The following is a 23,418-nucleotide window of genomic DNA, read 5'->3' as shown; positions in this document are numbered from 1 at the left end:
AGGCGCAATAGAGATCGTTTTTATTCCTTTTTCAAGACGCTTGCCGGATTCAGGTGCATTACTTTATAAATCTTGTATGCCGTAACCAAAAAGATCAAAAGAGCCATTGTGAAGAACAACAGGACTCCCCAGCTCCAACTATATATGCTTTGCAGATTGCTTTTTTGTGCGATGCTTATCAACACCAATCGTACCAGCGGATAGATAATGACGAAGACAGAAAGATAAATAATCAAATAGATTTTGCCGAATAACAGGGCAATCACTCTCGGGGTGGCTCCGTTTATTTTTCGGATGGCTACTTCTTTTTGCCGATTTATCACATCCATGGAGATTCCGGAATAAATACTTAATATCAACAGGAGGATACTGACTATCGCCAACAACAGGGATGCTGTCTGCAAGAGTGCTACAGTTCCCATGACGGACTGTTTGGAATCACCCGTATTACGAATGTTAAGAGGCAATGTCTCGGGTACATAACGCCGGCAGATCTCCGTTATCTTTTCCAGGGCGACCGGAGTAATATCGGAATGGAGAGTTTTGAAGTAATAGGTGTAGGCTTGCGGGTTAACTAGAAAGACAGAACCGACTGAACTGCTCTGAGTATCTTCCCTGTTCAGTGCACGGTAAGTCCCGGCAATCCGGTATTCTTTGCCATCCAACGTGACACTACCTGCTATACTATCCCTTTGCAATTGTTCTTTAAACTGTTCGCTTATATAAACAAAGCCTTGAGCATCCTTATCTACTAATTTTCCGGAGAACGGGATCTTGAAGAACTCAAAATAATGAGGCTCTGCTTGGATCATCATCACATTTCCTCTCGGCTTTCCGTCTTTCATATAGGTCATATAAGTATAAACATCGGCATCGAAGGTATTGAAGGCGGATGTCCGATCGGTTATCTCGGACAAAGACTGGATATCCGAAAGAATGGCATCCATGTTTTTCTGCATGCATATGGTATTGACCGATATTGAAATCACCCGGTTCTCTTCTTCCGTGCTCAAAGGACGGTACATTCCTTCAAACATCTCATTGAACAAAAGCGTTATGCCGAATACACCGCCTGTGAAAAGGATGGAGATCGCCAATTGTAGAGCAATCATGAAATTGCGGAACACGTGCCGCTTCTGTCTCTGCACGACCGAATGGAGGACACTCAACCGGCGTAACCGATAGATAGGATAAAGAATGGCGAGCATGCAGATCAACAACAAAGCGAGGTACAAACCTAACTGTGAACCATACAAGTCTACCAGGGAGAATGAGATCATGTCTTCCGGACGGATGTACGTATATACCAGAGAGAGCGTGATTTCCGTCACGGCCAAGGACAGAAGGAAAGCGACAGATAGCATCCAGAAGATTTCGGCGAAAAGCAAGGCAAACAATCCTTTGATGTCCGAACCGATACATTTGCGAAGCACCAGTTCTCGTTGCCGGTTATAGAACATCTGGATAATGAATTTCAGAAAATTGATCAAACCAGACAATAAGATCAGCGAAGCTATAAACCGGGCGAGCAGAATGCTTATCGTTCTTTGAACACTGCTATTCTGTTCCGACTCCAGGGAGGCATATAAATAGATATCCTGGTCTCCATGCTTCCAGGTCAGGCCTTTTAACTGTTTATTCAGGCTTTCGGTCGTGGTTTGTCCGGTGAGACGTGATCTGATGCAGAGTGGAGTACGGGATTTTGCAGACAAGGGAAAATAACAATCGATCGTTTTCCCATGAGAATCTTTTTCTTCTGTCAAAGCAACATTGACAATTTTATACACCATAAGATCAGACGGGTTGGCAGCCTCTGTTTCCTGACGGATGACCTGGCCTATCGGATTCTCTTCTCCAAATGCTTTCCGGGCAAACGATCGGGAGACGATCACCTCGTCGGGAGCTGTTATCTCTTGATTGCCATACTTCAATTGGAGCGAATTATAGGTGAAATAATTGGATGATACATTTTGGAACGACACCAAAAACGGCAGTTCCCGTTGTTTTTGGTCGATGGCCGTAATCTCTTTTCCATTGCTATAAGAGGAAAAAGCCACAAGGGTATCTATGCCTGCTATCGGCAACTCTTTCAGATAATCAAAATCCTCCTTAAACAAATAGATATCGGCGGCTGTCTGGGAAGATGCTCCGGACAACCGGATGCTGTATTTATTATTATCGGACAGTTCTACTTTACCCGTTATGGCATCAATAAAATAATTCATCATACTGAAGCAGGTGATACCTATCGCTAAACAAATAGCCGAAATAAGACTATGAACTTTAAAGTTCATCAAATTGCGTAATGCTACTTTCAAGTAATGCTTGATCATGGTTCTATTACTGTTTTTTCTTTATGCTTGCAAGAATCATGCCATATCGCTAAATGGCTATTATATAATACAATATATTCCTGAACATTCTTTTGCTATTGTGCGGACACGCACAAAGGCAGTTCACTATCGCACAATTACATCCGGCTACCCTTGGATATTGAATCGGAGCTTCTGTAAAAAACGGTACATTCGCAATCTTATTTTGAATATAGAATCCGATAAGTTTATTGGAAGAATTCAGTGGAAGAATCCGGTAGATGGAGATGTATTTATTCCTTTCTCTATTGTTTCACTTTGTGTCGTGTAGGTGAAAAACTTTTTTCTCTCGGGCGACAAAAAGTTGTCGCCTAGAAGTAAAGATTGTGACACTTTAGTGGAAGGTTTCTCTTCATTTAAATGATGATTTGCCATGGAAGCAATATCTGTTTGTCATCGGTTAAATGTCTGTTTTTCTGTGGTGAAGCAACTGTTCTTGGGTGGTGAAGCAGCTCTTTTTCTGTGGTGAGGCAACTGCTTTTCTATGACAGATCGATTATTTTTCTTTGAAGAGGGCACTATTCCCCTTTTGTTGAAGTGATTGCTCCCTTTCAGATAGTAGATTTTTTCTCTTCGGCAGGCTGACTGCCTTCTTTGGGTCGTGCGATTTTTCCTTTGGGAGAGGTCTGCCATTCCCTTTCAACAAGGCGTTTTCTCTCCTTTGACAAAGCATTCGTTTCTCTTTTATGAAGCAATCCTTTCCCTTTACCGAAGTTGCCGGTTTCTTTATAAATGCTTGTGCTACCAGTCGTACTTTTCTATGTATTCATCATATACCGGTAGTTCTTTGATTCCTTTACTGACAAATAATTTACGGATGTATTCCTGTTCGGAAGGATCGAGCATCCGTTCTTTGCGGCGGCAACGATAATAAGTGGCCTGCTTGAAGTGTGCCAGCATTTGTCTTTTGATGCTGACTGCGTCACTGTAAGGCACATGATCCAGCAAATGGGTGATGCCTAAGGCATACCGCACTTTCTTGTCGGGCATGAAGAAAGGGCACACGTTGTCGATGGTGGCGGCGTAAACGGGGTTGATTATTCTTATGGTCTGGCAAGCTTCCGGAATATGAGTGTACAACCGGTAGCGCAGGCACGTGGAGGCTTGCTTACATGATTTGTTGAGGCAATAGTTGAATCCGAAAGGCACTTCACTGTAATCGAAATCTGGAGTCATGTTATATGGATTGATATTAGGTTAGAAACGTTGTATTCCAACAAAGGTAGTGTTTATCCGACGAATATCATCCCGGCATGAAAGAATATTTTCATACCGGTTACAAATAAGTCCCGTTCGTTTTCAGAAGGGCAGACACCGTCCGTAGTCCTGAGCATTCTCTTTTATCGTTTCACCGATGCGGCCGTACGCAGCCAAGGGTATGTCTTTGTGTTCATAATCGGTTGAATAAAGGTATGAGGAGGTGAACGGTAACGGATGTGGAACCGACGGTTCTCTAAAGCGGGGACAGTGCTACAATATCCACCAGAGTATGAGTGCCAGTATGGCTGTCACGGTCAGGAAGATCAGCGTGGCGCGCAGATAATATTGTGTTTCCGCTTTTTCCTTTTCACGGGTGGCCTTTTCTATCTTCTCCAGTTCTTCCAGGGTTACATTCGGATTTTGAAGCGTCCCTTTCCGGTACATTTTACCTTGAAGGTCCTTCATCCGTTCCCGGCGCAGAGTAAGCAGGTCTCTGTTCTCCTTATTGCGCCTGATCATATCAAAAACGAATCCTGAGAAACTCATATACAACAGTTTTTATAAAGTGAGGGGGTATATGGGTACAAAAGTAGGAAATAATCCGGGAATCTTTCTTCGCGCGCCTGCCTTATTGCTTTTATTTCCGGTTATTTCTCCGCCCACTCCAGGATGGTGGGGCTTTTTACGTTCACTCCCAGCAGATGTGCTTTGGCCAGGATGTTCCGTGCCAACTGCGCTTTATACTCTTCGGGCGCATACCTGAAGTAGGCTTCTGCCGCGCGTACATGGGCGGCGTCGTGGATGGGGAACTCTCTTAATTGGGGTATGCCGAACTCGGAGGTATCCAGTTCTTTACGTTCACTTGCCGTCAGTTTGTCGGACGGTTTGGGGTTGAAATCGGACATGGTCATAAGAATTTGATGTTACACTTGGTGTAGTAACAAATCCGGGACGGTTATGATCGGACGATCGTCGAATTTTTACGGTTAAATTTCCATCCGGTAGCCATTCGGGAGGGATACCTCCTGATAAATGACTATCTTTGCGGATCTTTATTGGACTTCATGATGGACAAAACGAAAAAAGTCAGATATGTATTCTCTGTTTTCATGGTGATGCTGATGGTGGGCATAGCCGAATGGACAGGCGAGAAAGAGATTATCTTTCCGGAGATGGCGGCGCTCGCCGTCGGCTTGTGGGTGATCGATAAGCGGGTTTGGAAAGTCGGGCGTTGGCAGCTGATTGGGCTGATGACAGCAGGGGCTGTTGCCGGAGTTTGTATCGTGCGCTACTCCACGCTGCCGTTGCTCTGCAATTTATGCCTGGCATTTGCCTTTGCCGCCTGCTGCCTGCTGTTCAGCCGGGCTACTCTGATTCCGCTGATTTCGGCTTGTATGCTGCCGGTGCTGCTGCACACTGAAACCTGGATCTATCCGTCGGCCGTTTTCCTGCTTTCCGCCGTGCTTGTTGCCGGACAGAGGCTGATGGAAAAAGGAGGTTTGCGCCGGGAGACGGATTACGTCCTGCCCGGGCGTGAGTGGAAAAAGGAGATTTTCCGTTGGGCGGCTCTGCTCTTTTGGGTTTCACTGGTAGCTGCCCTTTCTATCTCCTGCGGATGCAGTTATTTCATTATTCCTCCGTTGATCGTGACATTCACGGAGATTGTCAATTCGAAAGCCGGATTCAGAAACCGCCCCATGCAGGTGTTTCTGTTTTTGGTTACCGGAGCTGCCTTGGGGACTGCTTTTCAGATCATCGGGCATACCTTTTTGCATTTGCCCGAAACGGTGGTCGCCTTGCTCATCATCTGCTGCTTGTTTGCTGTCTTCGAGTGGACCGGAAAGTACTTTGCTCCCGCCGGAGCATTGGCGTTGATCCCTCTGATAGTCCCGCAAGAGGGTGTGCATTGGCTGCCTCTGCAAGCTGCTGCGGGCGCTGCCCTGTTCATCGCTATCGGTATGCTTGTGTTCCAGCAATGCTACAAGTGGAGTAAAGCCCAGTTGATTTTCTGCTTTACTCCCACATTGTTGCGCAGATATCTGAACCGCAGGAGGAAGGAGTGAGAGTTTGCATTGCCGGCACGGGCGGTCCCGTTTACCGGAGCAGACAGTTACCACGCTTTATTGTCACGGCGGTAAGCCAGCATTTCTGCGAAACGGTGCATATGCTGTTGGTTGGTTCCGCAACAGCCTCCGCAGATTTTTAACGGAAAGTCCCACAGCAGTGTCATCAGTCTGTCTGCCAGTTCTTCCGGTGAAGAAGAAATCAGATGATCGCATCCGTCCAGTTCCTCCGGGCTGAGGTTGGCGGCATTGGCCTGAATACCCTGAAAGCGCTGACGCACCAAAGGCGTATCGTTCCGGGGATGCAACAGCGCCTGGTGCAACACATCGGGATGTACGCAGTTGGCCATATAGCACAGTGGACGGGTGGAAGTTTCCTTTTCGATGGCATTGATGGCGTCATGAATGAAAGTACCGTCTATCAGGCGTCCGTCACGACATACCATGAAGCTGATGATGTAAGGCAGTCCTGTTGCAGCCATGGCATTGGCCATTCCGATGGCTTCTGTCAGTTGCGGCATGATGCCGGCAAACAGATAGTCCGCCCCCGACTGTGCCAGCGTGCGGACTGTCGGGAAATGAAACTCCATGGCTTCTTCTACCGACAGATAGTAGCGGCCGTCGTACGCATTGCCGCGGCATCCGGCCAGTCCGCCGATATATACGGGAGTGGAAGCTTCGTCACGGAAGTGGGAGAGAAAGGCCATAGTATCCGCCAGTACATTTTTATGCCGGTAATCGGACGCGGCTATTTGCTCGATGTTCGCTCTGCGGGTGGGAGTCATCAGCATCAGTGGCAGGCGGAACTCAGTGGCTATCTGCAGGTATTGCCGGTAGATGGATGCCAGAATCTCACGATGGGAGTCATCGTAGATCAGTGCGGCATGTGCAATGTGTTTGTCCGGTGAAATGTGAAACTCGTGACGCAAACGTTCTACGATAGCGCCTTCGGTGAGAATGAAAGGAGAAGTCCGGAATGATTCTATAAAAGATAACTGTTCCATAAAAATGACTTTAAAAGTTTTACTTTACATCCGGCAACAAATATAGGATTTATCGGCTCACTCCGGTCATCTGCTCTCAGTACATTCACATCCTTTTGTAATCTTTCAGAAAAACAAGAGGTTCTGTTTATTTATAGTCTTTTATAAACCCTTCCATTAACCATTTGGCGAGTGCCTGCCGGTTGGAGGGGATCACCAGGCGACGCTGGTCGAAGGTATTCTGGATGTTGCCCAACTCGACAAAAACAGAGGCGGGCGTGGTGTGGGCCAGAACATAGAGGTTGCGTCCGCTTACGGTGCCCGAAAACCCCCGGTTAGGTTGATGCTTGCCGTATTTGGACTCGAAGGTTTCCTTCATGTTTTTGGCGAGGCGCTTACTCTCGGCTTTGCGGTTGGAGTGGTAAAAGAAGACGTCGGTCTGGGTACCTTTGCTGCGACTGTCCACATGAATGAAGATGGCGCGGCAGTATTTATACTTCTTGCGGTCTTTACGATAAAGGGCATTGATTTTGTCGCAACGCTGCTGAAGGCGCTGTACCTGGTTCAGCGGGATGGGAGAGCCCATGCAGGTTTCACGTTTACTGTTCGAGAGATAAGCCTCGTCACGGATGCCGTCTTTGGCATCTTGAATGATGATACGTACTTCGGCACCCTCCTGCATCAGGTTGCGGGCAAGGCGAAGGGCGATGTCGTAGGCATATTCGTCTTCGTGGAGTTCGTGTTTGCCAACGCGTCCGATGGCGCCCGGATCGGGACCGCCATGTCCGCTGACAACATAGAAGCAGGTACCGGCAAGGCGATTGGAAGTGACCTTGACATTTGAAAGCCACTTCCCGAAGAGCGGCTCGTTGACTTCCGTACGGCGCGGGTGATGTGCGGATGTCTTTTCGGCTGCTGCCTCCGTCGTTTTTCCGGAAGTGGCGGCCGACGCTTTCTTGACAGGGGGAATCAGGTAAGTGACACCCATTTTAAGAGTTCTGCTCTTCCCTAGTTTGGCTTTGTTGAGTTCGATGAAATCATTGTAGTATTTCTTCGGGGCGCGGTTGTGGCGCAGGAGGAAGGTAGAGATACCTTCACCGGATCTGGGAGTGGCTTTCTGCTGTGCCCGCAAAGCCGGGGCAGTCAATAAAAGACAGAAGAACAGGAGAAGACAGAGTTTTCTTTTCATATCGCTACGTATAAAAGATGCAGGCTCGGGCTGCTGTGCTATTGTTTGACTTCTAAGGTGAATTTTTGCTTTTTCGCTCGCAAAGATAGCCTTTTAAACCAATAATTTTCTCTACTTTTGCGTCGATATAACTTTTTTAAGGCAATATAATCGTAAACTCAATATCATTATGGCAAAACAATTCAAGCCCGAAACCCTGTGCGTACAAGCAGGATGGACTCCGAAAAAGGGCGAGCCGCGCGTGCTGCCCATCTATCAAAGTACTACTTTTAAATACGAAACCAGTGAGCAGATGGCCCGCTTGTTCGATCTTGAAGACAGCGGTTACTTTTATACCCGTCTGCAAAATCCGACGAACGACGCTGTAGCCGCCAAGATCGCCGCTCTCGAAGGAGGTGTGGGAGCTATGTTGACTTCCAGTGGACAGGCTGCCAATTTCTATGCCATATTCAACATTTGCCAGGCGGGCGATCATTTTGTTTGTTCGTCGGCCATCTACGGCGGAACGTTTAACCTCTTTGGCGTGACGATGAAGAAATTGGGTATCGATGTCACTTTCGTCAGCCCCGATGCCGGTGAAGAAGAGATTTCGGCGGCTTTCCGTCCGAATACGAAAGCACTGTTCGGCGAGACCATCTCCAATCCGTCACTTGAAGTGCTCGACATTGAGAAATTCGCCCGCATTGCCCATAGTCACGGTGTGCCTTTGATTGTTGATAATACATTTCCGACACCGATCAACTGTCGTCCGTTTGAGTGGGGAGCCGATATCGTGGTTCACTCCACTACTAAATACATGGACGGGCATGCCACCAGTGTAGGCGGCTGCATCGTAGACAGCGGAAACTTCGATTGGGAAGCCCATGCGGACAAGTTCCCGGGACTCTGCACACCGGATGAATCGTATCACGGACTGACCTATACCAAGGCTTTCGGCAAGGGCGCTTATATGACAAAGGCAACCGCGCAATTGATGCGTGACCTGGGCAGTATTCAAAGTCCGCAAAACGCTTTCTTGCTGAATCTGGGCTTGGAGACGTTGCATTTGCGCATGCCTCAGCACTGTGGCAATGCACAGAAGGTAGCCGAATATCTTGCGCAGAACGACAAGGTGGCATGGGTAAACTATTGCGGTCTGCCGGGTAACAAATACTACGAACTGGCGCAGAAGTATATGCCGAATGGCTCGTGCGGTGTGATCTCTTTCGGCTTGAAAGGCGGTCGTGAGTTGTCCATCAAATTTATGGATTCGCTGAAGCTGGCGGCCATCGTTACCCATGTAGCCGATGCACGCACATGTGTGCTTCATCCCGCCAGTCATACGCATCGCCAGCTGACAGACGAACAATTGATAGAAGCCGGTGTTCGTCCGGATCTGATCCGCTTGTCGGTGGGAATCGAAAATGCGGATGATATTATCGCGGACATCGAACAGGCGCTGAACGCATAAGATACCGTTTAAAACAGGAAAGCCCGTACATCCTTTTTGTTAGAGAAGAGGTAGTACGGGCTTTTTCTGTACAGCCCGGTACACAAGGTACCGGACAGACAGTCGTCATCATTTAAGAAAGGTTGAAAAGTTAGGCTGTATTCTTCTGTTAAGAATTTCTTTCTCCGGAGGCAGTTTCCCTGCCCCCTCCCAATGCCTGATACAAGGTGATGACTCCCTGGATTTCGGTAAAGCGGTTGGCCACCTGGGAGAGTTGCGCATTAAGCAGTGTCTGCTGTGCGGTGAGCACTTCCAGGTAAGTCGTGTTACCATGCTTCATCAGTAGTTGCGTGCTGCGTGCAGCATTCTCCAGAGAGGCTACCTGACGGTTGAAATAGGCCGATTTGTCTCGTGCCGTCTGATATTGTACCAGAGCATTGTTGACTTCACTTCCGGCATTGAGTAAGGTCTGCTCAAAGCTGAGGCGTGCCTCTTCCTGCTGCGCCTTGGCTATGCGGAGTTGGGCGATGTTTGCTCCGCGGTTAAACAAGGGCTGGGTAAGAGAGGCTACTGCTGTGGCAAGAAACTTACCGGGGTTGACAATCATGGCACCTGCCGAATTGGTCCATCCCGCACTGCCACTCAGTGTGATCGAGGGGTAAAAGGCGGAACGGGCAGCATTGGTAGTGTAGAATGCCTGTGCCAGCGACTGTTCGGCACTGCGTACGTCGGGCCGGTTGGAGAGTATCTGCAGGGGTACGCCTACCGATAGATTCTCCGGGAGCTGTTGGTCGGCCAGACGTCCGCGGGGGATACGGTGGGGGACATCCGCCAGCAGCAAAGAAAGGGCGTTCTCGGCTTGGTTGAGCTGCTCTTGCAGATCGAGCAGAGTCGTACATATATTATAATAAGTAGCTTCGGTTTGCGACAAGGCAGCTTCGGTCACCATTCCCGCTGCTTTCATGGCACGGGTGGTGGCGACGCTCTCTTTCCAGGCAGCTTCCGTAGCGGTGGAGATTTCGATCTGGGCGTCGAGCATCAACAAAGTAAAATAGTTGTTGGCCACGGCGGCAATCAGTTGGGTCTGCACCGCCTGTTCATAATCTCGGCTTTGGGCCACGACAGCTTGGGCACGACGTTTGGCATTGGTCAGCCGGCCAAAGATATCGATCTCCCAACTGGCACTGACGGGCAGTGAATAGGTCTGAGTAGCTTTTCCGCCATCGAAGCTGCTTGCCGTACCTTGCGGAGAAAGTGAAAAAGCCGGCAGATAGGAGAGGCGTGCGGAAAGCAAGGTAGCTTCAGCCTCTTTCACCCGTAAGTGGGCAGTGCGCAGATCGGTGTTGCGCACGAGGGCAGAGTCGATCAGTACGCGCAGATATGGGTCGGTGAAAACCTCCTGCCAGCTGAGGTTGCCGAAGTTGGCGGCAGTATCACTTCGTTGGATTTCCGGATCGGCGGAAGTCAACCCGGGGGTGTCTGTTCCTCCGTGTCCGTAAAGTCCGTCGGGAATCTCCGTGACGGGTTTGTATTTGGAGTAGATGCCGCAACTGCTTAGGGCGAGGATAGCGGCAAGGGATATGATTAACTTTTTCATGCTTGTTTATTTATTTTAGAGGGCGATTCTTAGCTTCTTCTTTTTCGTGTTCACTCACTTCCTGCTCTGTCTGAATCTGCCAGTCATGACTTGGTTCTATCTGTACGGGACGTATCCGTTCCTGTAGCCATTGGAAGGCAATGAACAGCGACGGTACGATGAACAGCAGTGCCAGTGTACCGATGACCATGCCACCTACAGCACCTGTTCCCAGCGAGCGGTTACCGTTTGCACCTACGCCGCTGGCTACCATCAGCGGGAGCAGACCGAAGATCATGGTCAATGCCGTCATTAATATCGGGCGCAGGCGGGCTTTGGCGGCACTCAATGCAGAAGCAATCAGTCCCATGCCTGCCTTACGGCGTTCGGCGGCATATTCCGTCAGCAAGATGGCGGTTTTGGCAAGCAATCCAATGAGCATGATCAGTCCGGTTTGCAGGTAGATGTTATTCTCCAGCCCGAACATGCGTGCGAAGAGGAATGAACCCATCAGACCGCAGGGTACGCTCAGGAGGACGGCGAACGGGATCAGGAAGCTTTCGTAGAGTGCACTCAGGATCAGGTAGATCATCAGAAAACAGATGCCGAAGATGATGGCCGTCGTACCGCTTTGCTGATTCTCTTCGCGGGTGATGCCTCCGTAATCGTATCCATAACCTTTGGGCAGGGAAGTGGAAGCTGTCTCCTGAACGGCACGGATGGCGTCACCCGTACTGTAGCCATCGGCCGGCATGGCATTTACGGCAATAGAGTTGTACATATTGAAACGGCTCAGTGATTCGGCGCCATACGTACGGGTCAGTGTGAGGAATTGGCTGAGGGGAGCCATCTCTCCGTTAGACATGCGTACGAATGTATTGTTCAGTGACGCTTCGTCAAGCCGGTACTGCGGGTCGGACTGGATCATCACCTTGTACACCTTTGAGAATCGGTTGAAGTTGGACACATACTGTCCGCCATAGTATCCGGAAAGAGTACTCAATACCTGGTCCGGTGTGATACCGGCACGCTTGCATTTCGACGGATCGACTTCGACCAGCCACTGCGGATAGCGCACGTCGAATGTAGAGTAGGCCATGGCGATTTCCGGACGTTGGTTGAGGGCTCCCAGATACTGCTGTGTGGTCTGGAAGAATTCATTGACGTCTCCTCCGGTCTTATCCTGCATGTGAAGTTCAAGTGCGTTACCCATTCCGTAGCCCGGAATCATACCCGGTGAGATGGCGAATACACTGGCATCCTTGATGTCTGCCGTCCGTCCGTACACTTGTCCGATCACTGCCTGCACATCATCTTCTTTTCCGGGGCGTTCGTCCCATGGTTTCAGTTTCAAGATCAGCATACCGAAGGAGCTTCCTTGTCCGGCCAGCAATCCGTATCCTGCCACCTTTTGCACATGCTTCACTTGTGGAATCTGTTCCATGCGTTCCTCGATACGTTTCATTACATCGTCTGTCGTCCGTAGCGAACTGCCTGCGGCCGTACTGACGTTGACGAATATGACGCCCTGGTCTTCATCGGGTACAAGACTGGTTTTTGTTGTATTCATCAGTACTACCAGTAAGGCGATGGAAGCTATCAGGAGTGATCCTGTCAGCCACCGGCGCTTGATGAAGAAGAGAACGATGCCTTTGTATTTTTCTACCACAACATCGAAAGCTGCATTGAATGCTTTACGGAAACGGGCGGCGAAGTTCTGTTTCTGGGTACCGTCTTCATTGATGTACGGTTTCAGTAGCAGGGCGCAAAGTGCCGGACTCAGTGTCAGGGCGTTTACTGCCGAAATACCTACCGCAACGGCCATTGTCAGTCCGAATTGAGTATAGAACGTACCCGATGTGCCGGACATGAACGATACGGGGATAAAAACTGCCATGAACACCAATGAGGAGGTGATGACGGCATTGCTGATTCCTTTCATGGCATCGACACTTGCCATATAGGATGATTTGTATCCCACGTCAAACCGTGCTTGCACGGCTTCGACCACCACAATGGCATCGTCCACTACCGTACCGATGACCAGTACCAGGGCAAACAACGTAATCAGGTTGATACTGAATCCGGCTATCGCCATGAAAGCGAACGTACCGATAAGTGATACAATGATCCCCACCAGTGGAATCAGTGTCGAGCGGATATCCTGCAAAAAGACATACACGACAAGGATAACCAACAGAATGGCTTCCAACAGTGTCTTCACCACTTCGTGGATGGAGGCATACAGGAAGTCGTTGGACGACATCAGTTGTGTCAGTTCCACTCCTTGGGGAAGTTCTTTCCTTGCCTCTTCAAGGAATCGGTTGATTTGGTTGTTCACCTCTGTGGCATTGGAGCCGGCTGTCTGGAAGAGCATACACGAGACACCGTTATGCCCGTCCGTCGTACCACTGTAAGCATAACTTTCCTGTCCCAGTTCGATTGTGGCGATATCTTTTAGTTTCAGCACCTGTCCGTCGTCGGTGGAACGGATCACGATCTCACCGAATTCTTCCGGTGTGATTCGGCGTCCTTTGTATTTCATGGTATATTGATACGTTTCATCGGAATTTTCACCGAACGATCCGGTGGCCGACTCAATGTTCTGTTCCGCCAGGACAGTCGATACGTCCGAAGGGATCAGCCGGTATTGTGCCATTACGTCCGGTTTCATCCAGATACGCAAGCTATAATCTCCTCCCATAATCATCATGTCTCCGACGCCCGAGATACGGAGAATCTCAGGTTTGAGGTTGATGCTGATATAGTTGGCCAGGAAGGCTTCGTCGTACGAGTCGTCCGGGCTGTGGAGCGAGAACATTTGCAGGATACTCGTCTGCCGCTTCGAAGTGGTGACACCTACTTGGTTTACCTCCGAGGGGAGCTGTCCGGTAGCTTTGGAAACTCGGTTCTGTACATTCACCGCCGCCATGTCCGGGTCAGTCCCCTGTTTAAAGTAGACGGTGATAGAGACTGTTCCGGCATTGGTAGCGCTGGAGGTCATGTAGGTCATGTCTTCCACACCGTTGATGGCCTCTTCGAGTGGTGCGATAACACTCTTTTGCAGAGTTTCTGCGCTGGCACCGAAGTAACTGGTGCTCACCATGATGGTGGGCGGGGCAATGTCCGGATATTGTTCTACGGGTAGCGTAAACAATCCGATAATCCCGACCACGACAATGGTTATGGATATAACAGCCGATAGGACAGGCCGTTCAATGAAAGTTCGTAAATTCATAATATTCTTGTTAGTAATACGTTTAATAAGTGGATATTAAAAGCCGGCTTACTTGGATGGGCGGCTGTGGCAGTTCGGTTCATCATTCACCATTTATTGTTTTTATCTCTGTTCCTTCGCGAAGCAATCCTACACCTTCTGCCACAATCACGTCGCCGGGCTGCAAACCGCTCTCCACAATGTACTCCTGCCCGCCGTTCACACGTGTCACTTGTACCGGAGCGGATTGCGCTTTTCCGTCCACAACCTTATATGCAAATACTTTATCCTGTACCTCAAATGTGGCAGCTTGCGGAATGACCAATGCACCCGCTTTTTCTGTCGGTACAATCACATTGCCCGCGCCGCCGCTGTGCAACAATCCTTCCCGGTTGGGAAATACTGCCCGCAGGCTGACTGTTCCGGTGTTCCGGTCTATCACTCCGCTGATTGTCTCGATTCGTCCTTGTTGCGGATAGTCCGATCGGTCATTCAGTTGGAGGCCGATTTCCGGCATTTGTTTCAGTGCTTCTTCCTTCGATCCGTAGCGTCGGATCAGTCCTAAGAGTTGGTTTTCCGTCATCGAGAAGTAGACGTACATGTCCGAGTTGTCCGAAACGGTAGTCAGCGGTTCAGGCAGACTGGCACTCACCAACGTTCCTACCCGGTAGGGCAGTGTTCCCACCACTCCGTCCGCCGGACTTTTTACCAATGTGTACGATAAGTTGTTCCGGGCGTTCACCTCCTGAGCCTTCATCTGTGCCAATTGCGCTTGTGCTGCCAAAAGAGAGTTTTTGGCCGTACTCAGGTCGAAGGCCGAAACCACATTTTGCTTATATAATTCCTGTTTGCTGTCATACGTCAGTTGTGCTGTAGCCAGTGAGGCTTTGGCTGCTTCCACGTTTGCCAATGCTGTCTGCAGGGCAGCTTCGTAAGGCACTTGGTCGATGATGAACAACGACTGTCCCCGTTTTACCCGTTCTCCTTCGCTGACACACACCTGTGTCAGTGTACCGCTCACTTGCGGATAGATTTCGATGTCTTGGCGTCCGCGTATTGTTGCCGAGTACGTACTCGATAGCGTCCGGTCGGTAGGCGCAAGGGTTATTACTTTGTATCCCGATTCTACAGTTGCCTGCGGTGCTTGCTTGCATCCGGTGGCGGCCAAACAGCAGGCGAATAATATAGCCTGCTTTACTTTACTAACCTTTTCAATCATAATTCCTATTTAATTTTGTCGTGGCAAAGGTAGAGCGTTTTCACTGTCGACTGCTTTTCATACCCGCCCCAGTATTGTTCATTATCGGAACAGTATGCGGGCTAATTCACTAAAAAGACCTACTTTTGTAGGCAAAATAAAGAACATGATATGGAAAAAAGAAACCCGCTTACCCTCACGCTCGACCAGCCGTTTGTGGCAGGGACCGATGATTTTTCTCCCTTTTACAACCGTTTGCATAAACTCAATTGTGCCATTATCCTTTATTGCCGTGCCGGCCGTGGTACAATGGCCATCGATCTGAAGAAATACGAGATAACGGTAAATACCCAGGTTGTACTCCTTCCGGGAGCTGTTATCAGCCTTGATGAGAAGAGCGATGATTTTCGGGTCTCCTTTTTCGCTTCACATATTGAAATGTTTCGTGAGGCTTGTATCCGTTTTGAACCCTCCTTTTTTCATTTTATAAAAGAGAAGCCCTGTTATACACTTCCTTCCGAATTTACCGCCCCCATTAACGGTCTCCTGCATGCTACGTCTGCTATTTATGCCGATACCGATCATCGTTTCCGCAACCAGATAGCGCGCAATCACCTGCAAAGTTTCCTGCTTGATGTATACGACAAAGTACACCGCCTTTTCACCCATAAAGAGATTGAGGGCGGCAGTCGTCCGAACGAACTTTTTCATAAGTTCGTTGCTCTGGTGCACGAATATTGCTGTTCGCAACGGGATGTCGTTTTCTATGCAGGCAAACTCTGTATTTCTACTAAGTACCTGACGAGCATCTGTCGTTCGCTGACAGGTCATTCGGCCAAAAAAGTGATTGATGATTTTACGGCACTTGAAATAAAGGTACTCCTCCAATCGACCGATCTCAGTATTCAGGAGATAGCAGACCGGCTGAATTTTCCCGACCAGTCGTATCTGGGTAGGTATTTTAAGCGACACGAAGGGGTTTCGCCGATGGAGTACAGGGCGGAATTGGCAGGATAAGGTTTCTGTGTCAGGTCAAGCTGGCATTATGTGTACCATATCTCGTTAAACACGGGTCTTTTCAGAGACTTTTTCGATGTTGTTTTCCAAGCATGCGGAGTGGTTTCCCCACATCCTTTTTCCACGGATGACTGCTCTAACAGAGTCGATTCCAAGATAACCTTCCGGTCCGGTGCGCTGTTGATAATAACTTCGGAATGGTTGAAGTTGAGTTTCTGTGAAGCTTTCATTCCTGGGAATGCTTTCATTTCTTGTGACATAGGCGGTTGTTTTTTGTATGTTGATGTATAACACCGGAGGTATGAAAGTGTTTGCCAAGTAGTGTTGTTTCCTGTTAATTTAAAAGAAATATTCCGGATTCAGATTAAATTTATAAGAAAAGCCTAACGTAGGCCGATTTGTGTTACCTTTGCGGGAGAACTAAAATAAATCGGGCCATGTTCGTATTAATATTGACTTATAAAGCACCTATCGAAAAGGTGATCGAATTGCTGGAAGCACACTGTTGCTATCTGGATAAGTATTATGCTGCCGGAATCTTTCTTGCTTCCGGGCCGCAGGTGCCCCGGACGGGGGGAGTTATTCTTTGCCGTGCTCAGAGCCGTGCAGAAGTAGAAAAGATAATCGGTGAGGACCCTTTTAATGCTGTGGCAGACTATCGGGTGATAGAGTTTGAACCGAATAAGTCGGTAGAAGGATTCAAGGAACTTTTAAAAATAGGTTGATATGAAGATTGTGTTCAATAATATCCGTAGTTGAATGGACAGACATCAGGAGGATGTGATATTGTAAGAAGGTGGTTTACATGGCGTGCTTTCAGGGAGTGAGTCTCCTCTTTATTGCCCTGATGTGATTAAAAATAAGCTTTTGAGAGGATTATTGAAAAAATCTCCCTTCCCCAGTCACATAATTAAAAAGAAAGATGTAATTTTGCATGCCAAAAAATAACTTATCTTATGGCAGTTTACGTAGAAGAAGTTTCAAGAACTTTCGGTGAATATCTACTTATTCCCGGTCTTACCACCAAACAGTGTGTACCCTCCAATGTCTCTTTGCGCACCCCGCTGGTGAAACATGCGGCAGGCACACAAGCAGCAATCGAATTGAACATCCCTTTCGTTTCGGCAATCATGCAATCGGTTTCCGGTCCCGAACTGGCCATCGAGTTGGCGCGTAACGGAGGACTCTCGTTTATCTTCGGTTCGCAACCCATCGCCAGTCAGGCGGAAATGGTGCGGAAAGTGAAGAAATTTAAAGCCGGTTTTGTGACCAGTGATTCGAATCTGACGCCGGAACATACGTTGGAAGACGTACTCCGCCTGTTGCGCCAGACCGGTCACTCTACTATCGGAATAACGGATGACGGTTCGCCAAACGGACATCTTCTGGGATTGGTAACCAGCCGTGACTATCGTATCTCCAGAGACCCGCTGGATAAAAAGATCAAAGACTTCATGACTCCTTTTGAGAAGCTGATTGTGGGTGAAGTGGGATTGACACTGAGCGAGGCCAACCAGATTATCTGGGATCATAAACTCAATACACTTCCTATTATCGACAAAGAAGGACGTCTAGCTTACTTTGTTTTCCGCAAGGACTACGACAGCCACAAGGAGAATCCGAACGAGGTGTCGAGTCCCGACAAGAAATTGTTGGTAGGTGCCGGTATCAATACCCGTGACTATCAGGAGCGTGTCCCTGCCTTGGTAGAAGCCGGAGTAGATGTGCTCTGTATCGATTCTTCGGATGGTTATTCGGAATGGCAGTATGAGACCCTGCAATGGATCAAGCAACAATATGGAGATAAAGTGCTGGTAGGTGCCGGTAATGTGGTAGATAAAGAAGGTTTCCTCTATCTGGCAGAGGCTGGTGCCGACTTTGTGAAGGTGGGTATCGGAGGTGGATCTATCTGTATCACCCGTGAGCAGAAAGGTATCGGACGTGGACAGGCGACTGCCCTGCAAGATGTGGCTCGTGCCCGCGACGAATATCAGGCACGGACGGGTATTTATGTACCTATTTGTAGTGATGGCGGATTGGTGCACGACTATCACATGGTGCTTGCCCTTGCCATGGGAGCCGATTTCCTGATGATGGGTCGTTATTTCGCACGTTTTGACGAATCGCCTACCAAGAAGCTCTGCATCAAGAACAACTACGTGAAAGAGTATTGGGGCGAAGGTTCAAATCGTGCCCAGAACTGGCAACGTTACGATATGGGTGGAAGTGAATCGCTTAAGTTTGAAGAAGGTGTAGACAGTTACGTGCCTTATGCCGGCAAGATGAAAGACAACCTGGCGGCCACTCTGAGTAAGATCAAGGCTACGATGTGCAGTTGCGGTGCTGTTACCATTCCCGATTTGCAACAAAATGCCAAGATCACGCTGGTTTCATCCACAAGTATCGTAGAGGGTGGTGCACACGATGTGATCCTGAAAGAAAAAGGATAATAACGGTCATTCCGTTTCTCGCAATAGCGAGTTAAGAATACGGATATACAGATAAATGTAGAACAGGCGGACTGATGCGGATTCCAGGTGGGGTACATACCCTCCGGAGGTCCGTTTCAGTCCGCCTGTTCCGTATCAGATGTTCACTGAACGCAAAATGTCGGTTGTTTTATTTCTCAACGATTGTTCCCGGAAGACAAAAATATTATCTTTTCGGATAAACAAACCTACTCAAAAGAATGAAACCTGTTTTGCATGCCTGAGTACAGTAAAAAAATACGGGAGAAGTCATGCTGCGTTGTTCTATAGCCGCTTGTGACTTTTCCCGTGTGTTTCTTCCAAATATTTTATAAATAATTTTCTGCAGGAAAAGCGTTTATCCCTACAGTAGGAAGTTAGTATACGCTTGCCCCTTTAATTACGATTTTCTCCAGTAGTTCTTGCATCTTTCCGATTACCGGTTCGGCTTCCAGCCCGTATTCGGCCGCCATCGTCCTCATCTGTGGGAAAGTGGCCCATACGCTTCCGTTCTTGTCCTCCCAAACGGAGATCTTCAGCGGAAGTTCGATCGAGATACTCGGGTTGTCCTGCATCAGTTTTGTGCCAACTTTCGGTGAACCGAAAACGATGACCTGGTTGGGGCGGAGTTGTAATCCCACTTCTTCGGCGTTTTTCCCGTGATCGAACTTGGCAAAGACGGGAACGCCCATCGTGTGGAGGGTCTGCTCGATGCGCGTCATGGTTTCGGGCACGCTGAACTGGCTTTCATAAGTATAGAGCAGGTTGTCGTTGGCTCCCGTACCCATCTTATCACTGTCGAAAGCGGCTGCGATACGGCGTCCCAGGTTTGTCAGGTCTACCCCCTCTTTATTGGCCAGTAGGGTAACGCACACTAGTTCCGAGGCGTCCGTAAATCGACTCAGGAAAGCCGAATGGCCCGATACGTTGCCTTTGATGTCCATCAGGCCGTTGTGGTTATAGAACTGCCATCCTGCCATGGCAGGTACTACCTTGCCGTTGGCCAGCCGGGTTGGCTTGTACACCATGTCACGGTTTTCGGGCTTTTCGATCAATGCACTTCCCGCCAGTCCGATGTCCCAGTGGCTCACATTCTCGGCTGATGCCCAGATGTCGGAGAATCCTTTCAGTGCCGTCGGGCTGACAGCCGGTGCGGCGACAAGGCGACCCTCTTTTTCCACATATCCGGTAGTCGTTTCCGAGGGATTGATGTAGTCTTTATTTTTTTTGAATGTCTGATGCACGTTGCCGGTGAGGGTCACGTCCTCCTGTTTTACTTTCGCCAGGTCTTCGCCGAAAAATGTCTGTTTCAGTCCCAGGTAGTCGATCTGATACTTTTTCACAAAGTCGTGATATGGCATCTTGCCGGTCTTTTCGATGATAGAAGTCAGTAGCAGAAAGTTTGTGGCGCTCTGTTTCACGTCTGTCCCCGGTTCGAAGGCGAGCGGAATGGCGGCTACCGTTTCGATCAGTTGTTCCGGGCGATAATCGGCCGATACATCGAATCCCTTTTCATTACGATAGTCCGCAATGCCCGAACTGTGTTGCATCAACTGAAGGATACTGATCGGTTTCCAGTTTTCGGGTATATCTTTCAGGTACTTGCCGATCGGGTCGTTCAGGTCTAGTTTTCCTTTTTCGTAGAGCTGCATCACTGCCACGGCTGCATATCCTTGTGATATGGGACCGATGGGCCAAAGAGTCTTGGCAGCGGCAAGGTTTCCTTTTTCAAGGTCCGTCACTCCGTAGCCTGCTACACGCGGAATATAAGGTGCCTGTACGATGGCAAGTGTCATGCCCGGTATTCCCTGTTCTTCCATAAAATCGTAAATCATTTGGTCGATGGCTTTGCCTTGGTAGGCAACATGCACGTTTCCTCTGCCGGCTTGCGGTAGTTGGTTCTCATACTTCTTCATAATGGTTCCTCCGTTCTGTGCCGATATCGTTGCCGATGTCAGCAGTGCGACTAAAATTAATAAATTCTTTTTCATAACGTTTTGGGTCTTCTTTTAGTTGTCTCAATCTGATGTTGCAAAGATAGGCGGCTTTTAATTCACGGGAAATAGCGATATCACATATTGAATAGGCAATTATTCCCGAATACAAAAAAGAACTCTCGGGAGTTACTGTCTAATGGTTTATAACATAAGTGTTTTATATATAAATAGGTGTTCCTGCTCCGGCTTCCTTCCTATACCGGTCCCTTACCGGGATGAAAATAGATATTTTTGTGTAATCGGGAAGAATTGCCAAATTATCCGGTTGAATGGCCATTTCCCGTACCGTACCGAATACCGACCTTTGCAAAGTCGAAAAAAACGGAGGCTGCCGATACGGCAGCACCCGGGTTGAAAATGAATATAAACATCTAAAAACAGAAAAAGATTATGGAAGGTATCAATACCCCGTTCGTTATTGACGAACATACAGCGATTGTAATGACAGACCCACAAAACGATTTTCTGAGTGAGAACGGTTTAGGTTGGGGAGCTTTTGGAGAGAATATACAGAAGAACGGTACGGTAGAGAACCTCCGCCGCATCTTTGAGGTAGCGGAAGCGAAAGGTATGCTGGTATTCATCTCTCCACATTATTATTACAAACACGATCACCAATGGCTTTTTGAGGGGCCTATTGAGAAACTGATGCATGACACGGGGATGTTTGAGCGCCGGGGACAACTGACCGGTGAGGGATTTGAAGGTTCGGGTGCCGACTGGCTGGATCTCTACAAGCCTTATATCAACGAAGGCACGAATATCATCGTTACAGCTCCGCACAAACTTTACGGTCCGGAAAACAATGATCTGATTCTGCAACTCCGTAAGCGCGGGGTCAATAAAGTAGTGGTGTGCGGCATGTCCGGCAATCTCTGTGCAGAATCCCATTTGCGCGAGTTGCAGGAACGGGGATTTGAGGCAGCGGTGGTGTTTGATGCTACGGCTTCTGCCAAGCTTCCGGGGATGGATGCCGATACGGCAGCGTTTATCAACTTCACGTTGTTGGCGGAAAAGGTGTATACAACGGATGAATTTGTAAACGAGATGTGGCAGCGATAAGTGAAAGCGTTTTTTTAAAGTAGTCAGGTTAAAAAGAGAGAGAGGAGGTGTTGAAACTGGTATTCACCCTCCTCTCTCTTATGATTACTCCATCCGCCAGCTGTTTAAAGCGGCATGTTTCCGTGCTTCTTGGGCGGATTGGTCTGCATCTTGTTCTCCGTCATCTCCAATGCCTGTATCAGGCGTTTGCGGGTCTGCTTCGGCAGGATGATTTCGTCAATGAATCCCAGTTCGGCAGCCTGATAGGGGGTGGCAAACTTCTCTTTGTAGGCATTCAGCTCTTGGGCTTTCGTCTCTGCGTCTGCCTTGCGGAACAGAATGTTCACCGCACCTTCGGCACCCATTACAGCGATCTCTGCACTCGGATAGGCAAAGTTCACGTCTGCTCCCGTCTGTTTGGAGTTCATTACGATGTAAGCACCGCCGTAAGCTTTCCGGGTGATTACGGTCAGCTTGGGTACTGTTGCTTCAGCAAAAGCATACACAATTTTGGCTCCGTGGCGGATGATGCCGTTGTTCTCTTGGGTGTACCCCGGCAGGAAACCCGGTACGTCTTCGAATGTAATCAGCGGAATGTTGAAGCAGTCGCAGAAGCGGATGAAGCGGCTTGCTTTATCGCTGGCGTCGATGTCGAGCACTCCGGCCAGATAAGCCGGTTGGTTAGCTACGATGCCTACCGAGCGTCCGCCCATGCGTGCAAAACCGATAATAATGTTCTTGGCAAAGTTCTGCATCACCTCAAAGAAATAGCCTCCATCGACTACTCTTTCGATGATCTCCTTCATGTCATACGGTACGTTGGGGTCGGCAGGGACAATGCTGTTCAGTGAGGCGTCTTCACGGTTGACGTCGTCGGTGCAATTCTGCTTGCGTGCCTCGTCCATGTTGTTTTGCGGGAGGAATGAGAGGAGCTCGCGGATCGACATCAACAGCTCTTCTTCGGTGTTGGCCATGAAGTGTGTCACACCGCTCTTGCTGCTGTGTGTCATGGCGCCGCCCAGCTCTTCTTTGCTGACTTCTTCGTGGATCACCGTTTTCACGACGTCCGGCCCGGTAACGAACATGTGGCTTTTCTCTTTCACCATAAAGATGAAATCCGTCAGTGCGGGAGAGTAACAGGCTCCTCCGGCACAAGGACCCAGAATGGCCGAGATCTGGGGAATCACCCCGCTTGCCATCGTATTCTGGTAGAAGATGTCAGCGTAACCCGACAAGCTTTCGATTCCCTCCTGGATACGTGCACCGCCCGAATCGTTCAGTGCAATGATCGGAGCACCGTTCTTTAAAGCCAGTTGCTGCACCTTGACTATCTTCTTGGCATTCGATGCCGATAGCGAACCGCCGTAAACGGTGAAGTCATAGGCATAGACAAATACTTGCCGTCCATCGATCTTTCCGTAACCCGACACGACGCCGTCTCCCGGAATCTTGTTCCGGTCCATGCCGTAGTTGGTGCAACGGTGCACCATCAGCTTGTCCAGTTCTACAAATGTACCCTTATCCAGCAACATGTCGATGCGTTCGCGGGCGGTCATTTTTCCGCTTTCGTGCTGTATATCAATCTTTGCTGCGCCTCCACCCAAAGAAGCGATGCGGTCACGTTCGGCGAACGTGGCATAAGCTTTATTTATATCTTCCATTGTTATT

19 protein-coding genes are annotated in these 23,418 nt (G+C 48.9%); 6 read left to right on the top strand and 13 right to left on the bottom strand.

Features of this window, described 5'->3' with window-relative positions:
* Positions 1-20 precede the first annotated feature (20 nt).
* The 5 genes from BF9343_RS16190 to BF9343_RS16170 form a co-directional block, all read right to left on the bottom strand.
* The gene (locus BF9343_RS16190) at positions 21-2,333 is read right to left on the bottom strand and encodes an ABC transporter permease (protein WP_010993385.1); all 2,313 of its coding nucleotides are present in this window, start codon (positions 2,331-2,333) and stop codon (positions 21-23) included.
* A gap of 590 nt (positions 2,334-2,923) precedes the next feature.
* Positions 2,924-3,067, bottom strand: coding sequence for a hypothetical protein (locus BF9343_RS23035; RefSeq protein WP_164088334.1), 144 nt, complete (start codon positions 3,065-3,067; stop codon positions 2,924-2,926).
* Between the two features lie 46 nt (positions 3,068-3,113).
* The gene (locus BF9343_RS16180) at positions 3,114-3,548 is read right to left on the bottom strand and encodes a DUF6078 family protein (protein WP_010993384.1); all 435 of its coding nucleotides are present in this window, start codon (positions 3,546-3,548) and stop codon (positions 3,114-3,116) included.
* Between the two features lie 294 nt (positions 3,549-3,842).
* Positions 3,843-4,118, bottom strand: a complete 276-nt coding sequence (locus BF9343_RS16175; RefSeq protein ID WP_005790330.1) for a hypothetical protein — start codon at positions 4,116-4,118, stop codon at positions 3,843-3,845.
* A 101-nt stretch (positions 4,119-4,219) separates the two neighbouring features.
* Positions 4,220-4,483: a hypothetical protein gene (locus BF9343_RS16170; RefSeq protein WP_009292712.1), complete on the bottom strand. Its 264-nt coding sequence runs from the start codon at positions 4,481-4,483 to the stop codon at positions 4,220-4,222.
* Between the two features lie 156 nt (positions 4,484-4,639).
* Here BF9343_RS16170 and BF9343_RS16165 point away from each other — a divergent pair, with 156 nt between their 5' ends.
* Complete coding sequence (locus BF9343_RS16165) at positions 4,640-5,635, top strand: hypothetical protein (RefSeq protein ID WP_005790325.1); 996 nt, start codon at positions 4,640-4,642, stop codon at positions 5,633-5,635.
* Between the two features lie 47 nt (positions 5,636-5,682).
* On the opposite strand, the gene BF9343_RS16160 is transcribed toward BF9343_RS16165, so the two are convergent.
* Positions 5,683-6,639, bottom strand: coding sequence for a homocysteine S-methyltransferase family protein (locus tag BF9343_RS16160; protein ID WP_010993382.1), 957 nt, complete (start codon positions 6,637-6,639; stop codon positions 5,683-5,685).
* Positions 6,640-6,766: 127 nt separating this feature from the next.
* The gene (locus BF9343_RS16155; RefSeq protein WP_005802501.1) at positions 6,767-7,807 is read right to left on the bottom strand and encodes an N-acetylmuramoyl-L-alanine amidase family protein; all 1,041 of its coding nucleotides are present in this window, start codon (positions 7,805-7,807) and stop codon (positions 6,767-6,769) included.
* 169 nt (positions 7,808-7,976) lie between these two features.
* Between BF9343_RS16155 and BF9343_RS16150 the strand changes: the two genes are divergently transcribed.
* Complete coding sequence (locus BF9343_RS16150; protein WP_005790318.1) at positions 7,977-9,257, top strand: O-acetylhomoserine aminocarboxypropyltransferase/cysteine synthase family protein; 1,281 nt, start codon at positions 7,977-7,979, stop codon at positions 9,255-9,257.
* Between the two features lie 148 nt (positions 9,258-9,405).
* Here the strand turns inward: BF9343_RS16150 and BF9343_RS16145 are convergent, their stop codons facing one another.
* The 3 genes from BF9343_RS16145 to BF9343_RS16135 all read right to left on the bottom strand — a co-directional run bounded on the left by BF9343_RS16145 (position 9,406) and on the right by BF9343_RS16135 (position 15,248).
* A complete protein-coding gene (locus BF9343_RS16145; protein WP_010993381.1) occupies positions 9,406-10,833 on the bottom strand; it encodes a TolC family protein in 1,428 nt (475 codons plus the stop codon).
* A 10-nt stretch (positions 10,834-10,843) separates the two neighbouring features.
* The gene (locus tag BF9343_RS16140) at positions 10,844-14,050 is read right to left on the bottom strand and encodes an efflux RND transporter permease subunit (RefSeq protein ID WP_005802508.1); all 3,207 of its coding nucleotides are present in this window, start codon (positions 14,048-14,050) and stop codon (positions 10,844-10,846) included.
* 82 nt (positions 14,051-14,132) lie between these two features.
* Positions 14,133-15,248, bottom strand: a complete 1,116-nt coding sequence (locus BF9343_RS16135) for an efflux RND transporter periplasmic adaptor subunit (RefSeq protein ID WP_005802509.1) — start codon at positions 15,246-15,248, stop codon at positions 14,133-14,135.
* 150 nt (positions 15,249-15,398) lie between these two features.
* Between BF9343_RS16135 and BF9343_RS16130 the strand changes: the two genes are divergently transcribed.
* Positions 15,399-16,244, top strand: coding sequence for an AraC family transcriptional regulator (locus tag BF9343_RS16130; RefSeq protein ID WP_005802510.1), 846 nt, complete (start codon positions 15,399-15,401; stop codon positions 16,242-16,244).
* Between the two features lie 26 nt (positions 16,245-16,270).
* Here the strand turns inward: BF9343_RS16130 and BF9343_RS16125 are convergent, their stop codons facing one another.
* Positions 16,271-16,504: a hypothetical protein gene (locus BF9343_RS16125; protein WP_005802511.1), complete on the bottom strand. Its 234-nt coding sequence runs from the start codon at positions 16,502-16,504 to the stop codon at positions 16,271-16,273.
* A 177-nt stretch (positions 16,505-16,681) separates the two neighbouring features.
* Between BF9343_RS16125 and BF9343_RS16120 the strand changes: the two genes are divergently transcribed.
* Entirely contained in the window at positions 16,682-16,969 is a 288-nt protein-coding gene (locus BF9343_RS16120) for a YciI family protein (protein ID WP_005790301.1), read from the top strand.
* Between the two features lie 231 nt (positions 16,970-17,200).
* Positions 17,201-18,694 carry an IMP dehydrogenase gene (locus BF9343_RS16115; RefSeq protein ID WP_005790298.1) on the top strand — a complete coding sequence of 498 codons (1,494 nt, stop codon included), beginning with the start codon at positions 17,201-17,203 and terminating at the stop codon, positions 18,692-18,694.
* A gap of 395 nt (positions 18,695-19,089) precedes the next feature.
* Here BF9343_RS16115 and BF9343_RS16110 read toward each other — a convergent pair whose 3' ends face one another.
* Positions 19,090-20,703 carry a serine hydrolase gene (locus BF9343_RS16110; protein ID WP_010993380.1) on the bottom strand — a complete coding sequence of 538 codons (1,614 nt, stop codon included), beginning with the start codon at positions 20,701-20,703 and terminating at the stop codon, positions 19,090-19,092.
* Positions 20,704-21,099: 396 nt separating this feature from the next.
* Between BF9343_RS16110 and BF9343_RS16105 the strand changes: the two genes are divergently transcribed.
* On the top strand, positions 21,100-21,771 hold the full coding sequence (locus tag BF9343_RS16105; protein ID WP_010993379.1) for a cysteine hydrolase: 672 nt from the start codon (positions 21,100-21,102) through the stop codon (positions 21,769-21,771).
* Between the two features lie 104 nt (positions 21,772-21,875).
* Here the strand turns inward: BF9343_RS16105 and BF9343_RS16100 are convergent, their stop codons facing one another.
* Positions 21,876-23,411 (bottom strand): acyl-CoA carboxylase subunit beta, encoded by a 1,536-nt coding sequence (locus BF9343_RS16100; RefSeq protein WP_005790286.1) that lies wholly within the window; start codon positions 23,409-23,411, stop codon positions 21,876-21,878.
* Between the last annotated feature and the right edge of the window lie 7 nt (positions 23,412-23,418).

Origin of the sequence: Bacteroides fragilis NCTC 9343 (assembly GCF_000025985.1) — a bacterium.
GTDB lineage: Bacteria > Bacteroidota > Bacteroidia > Bacteroidales > Bacteroidaceae > Bacteroides > Bacteroides fragilis.
The sequence above is the reverse complement of the archived record's forward strand: the minus strand, read 5'-3'. Positions and strand labels throughout refer to the sequence as shown.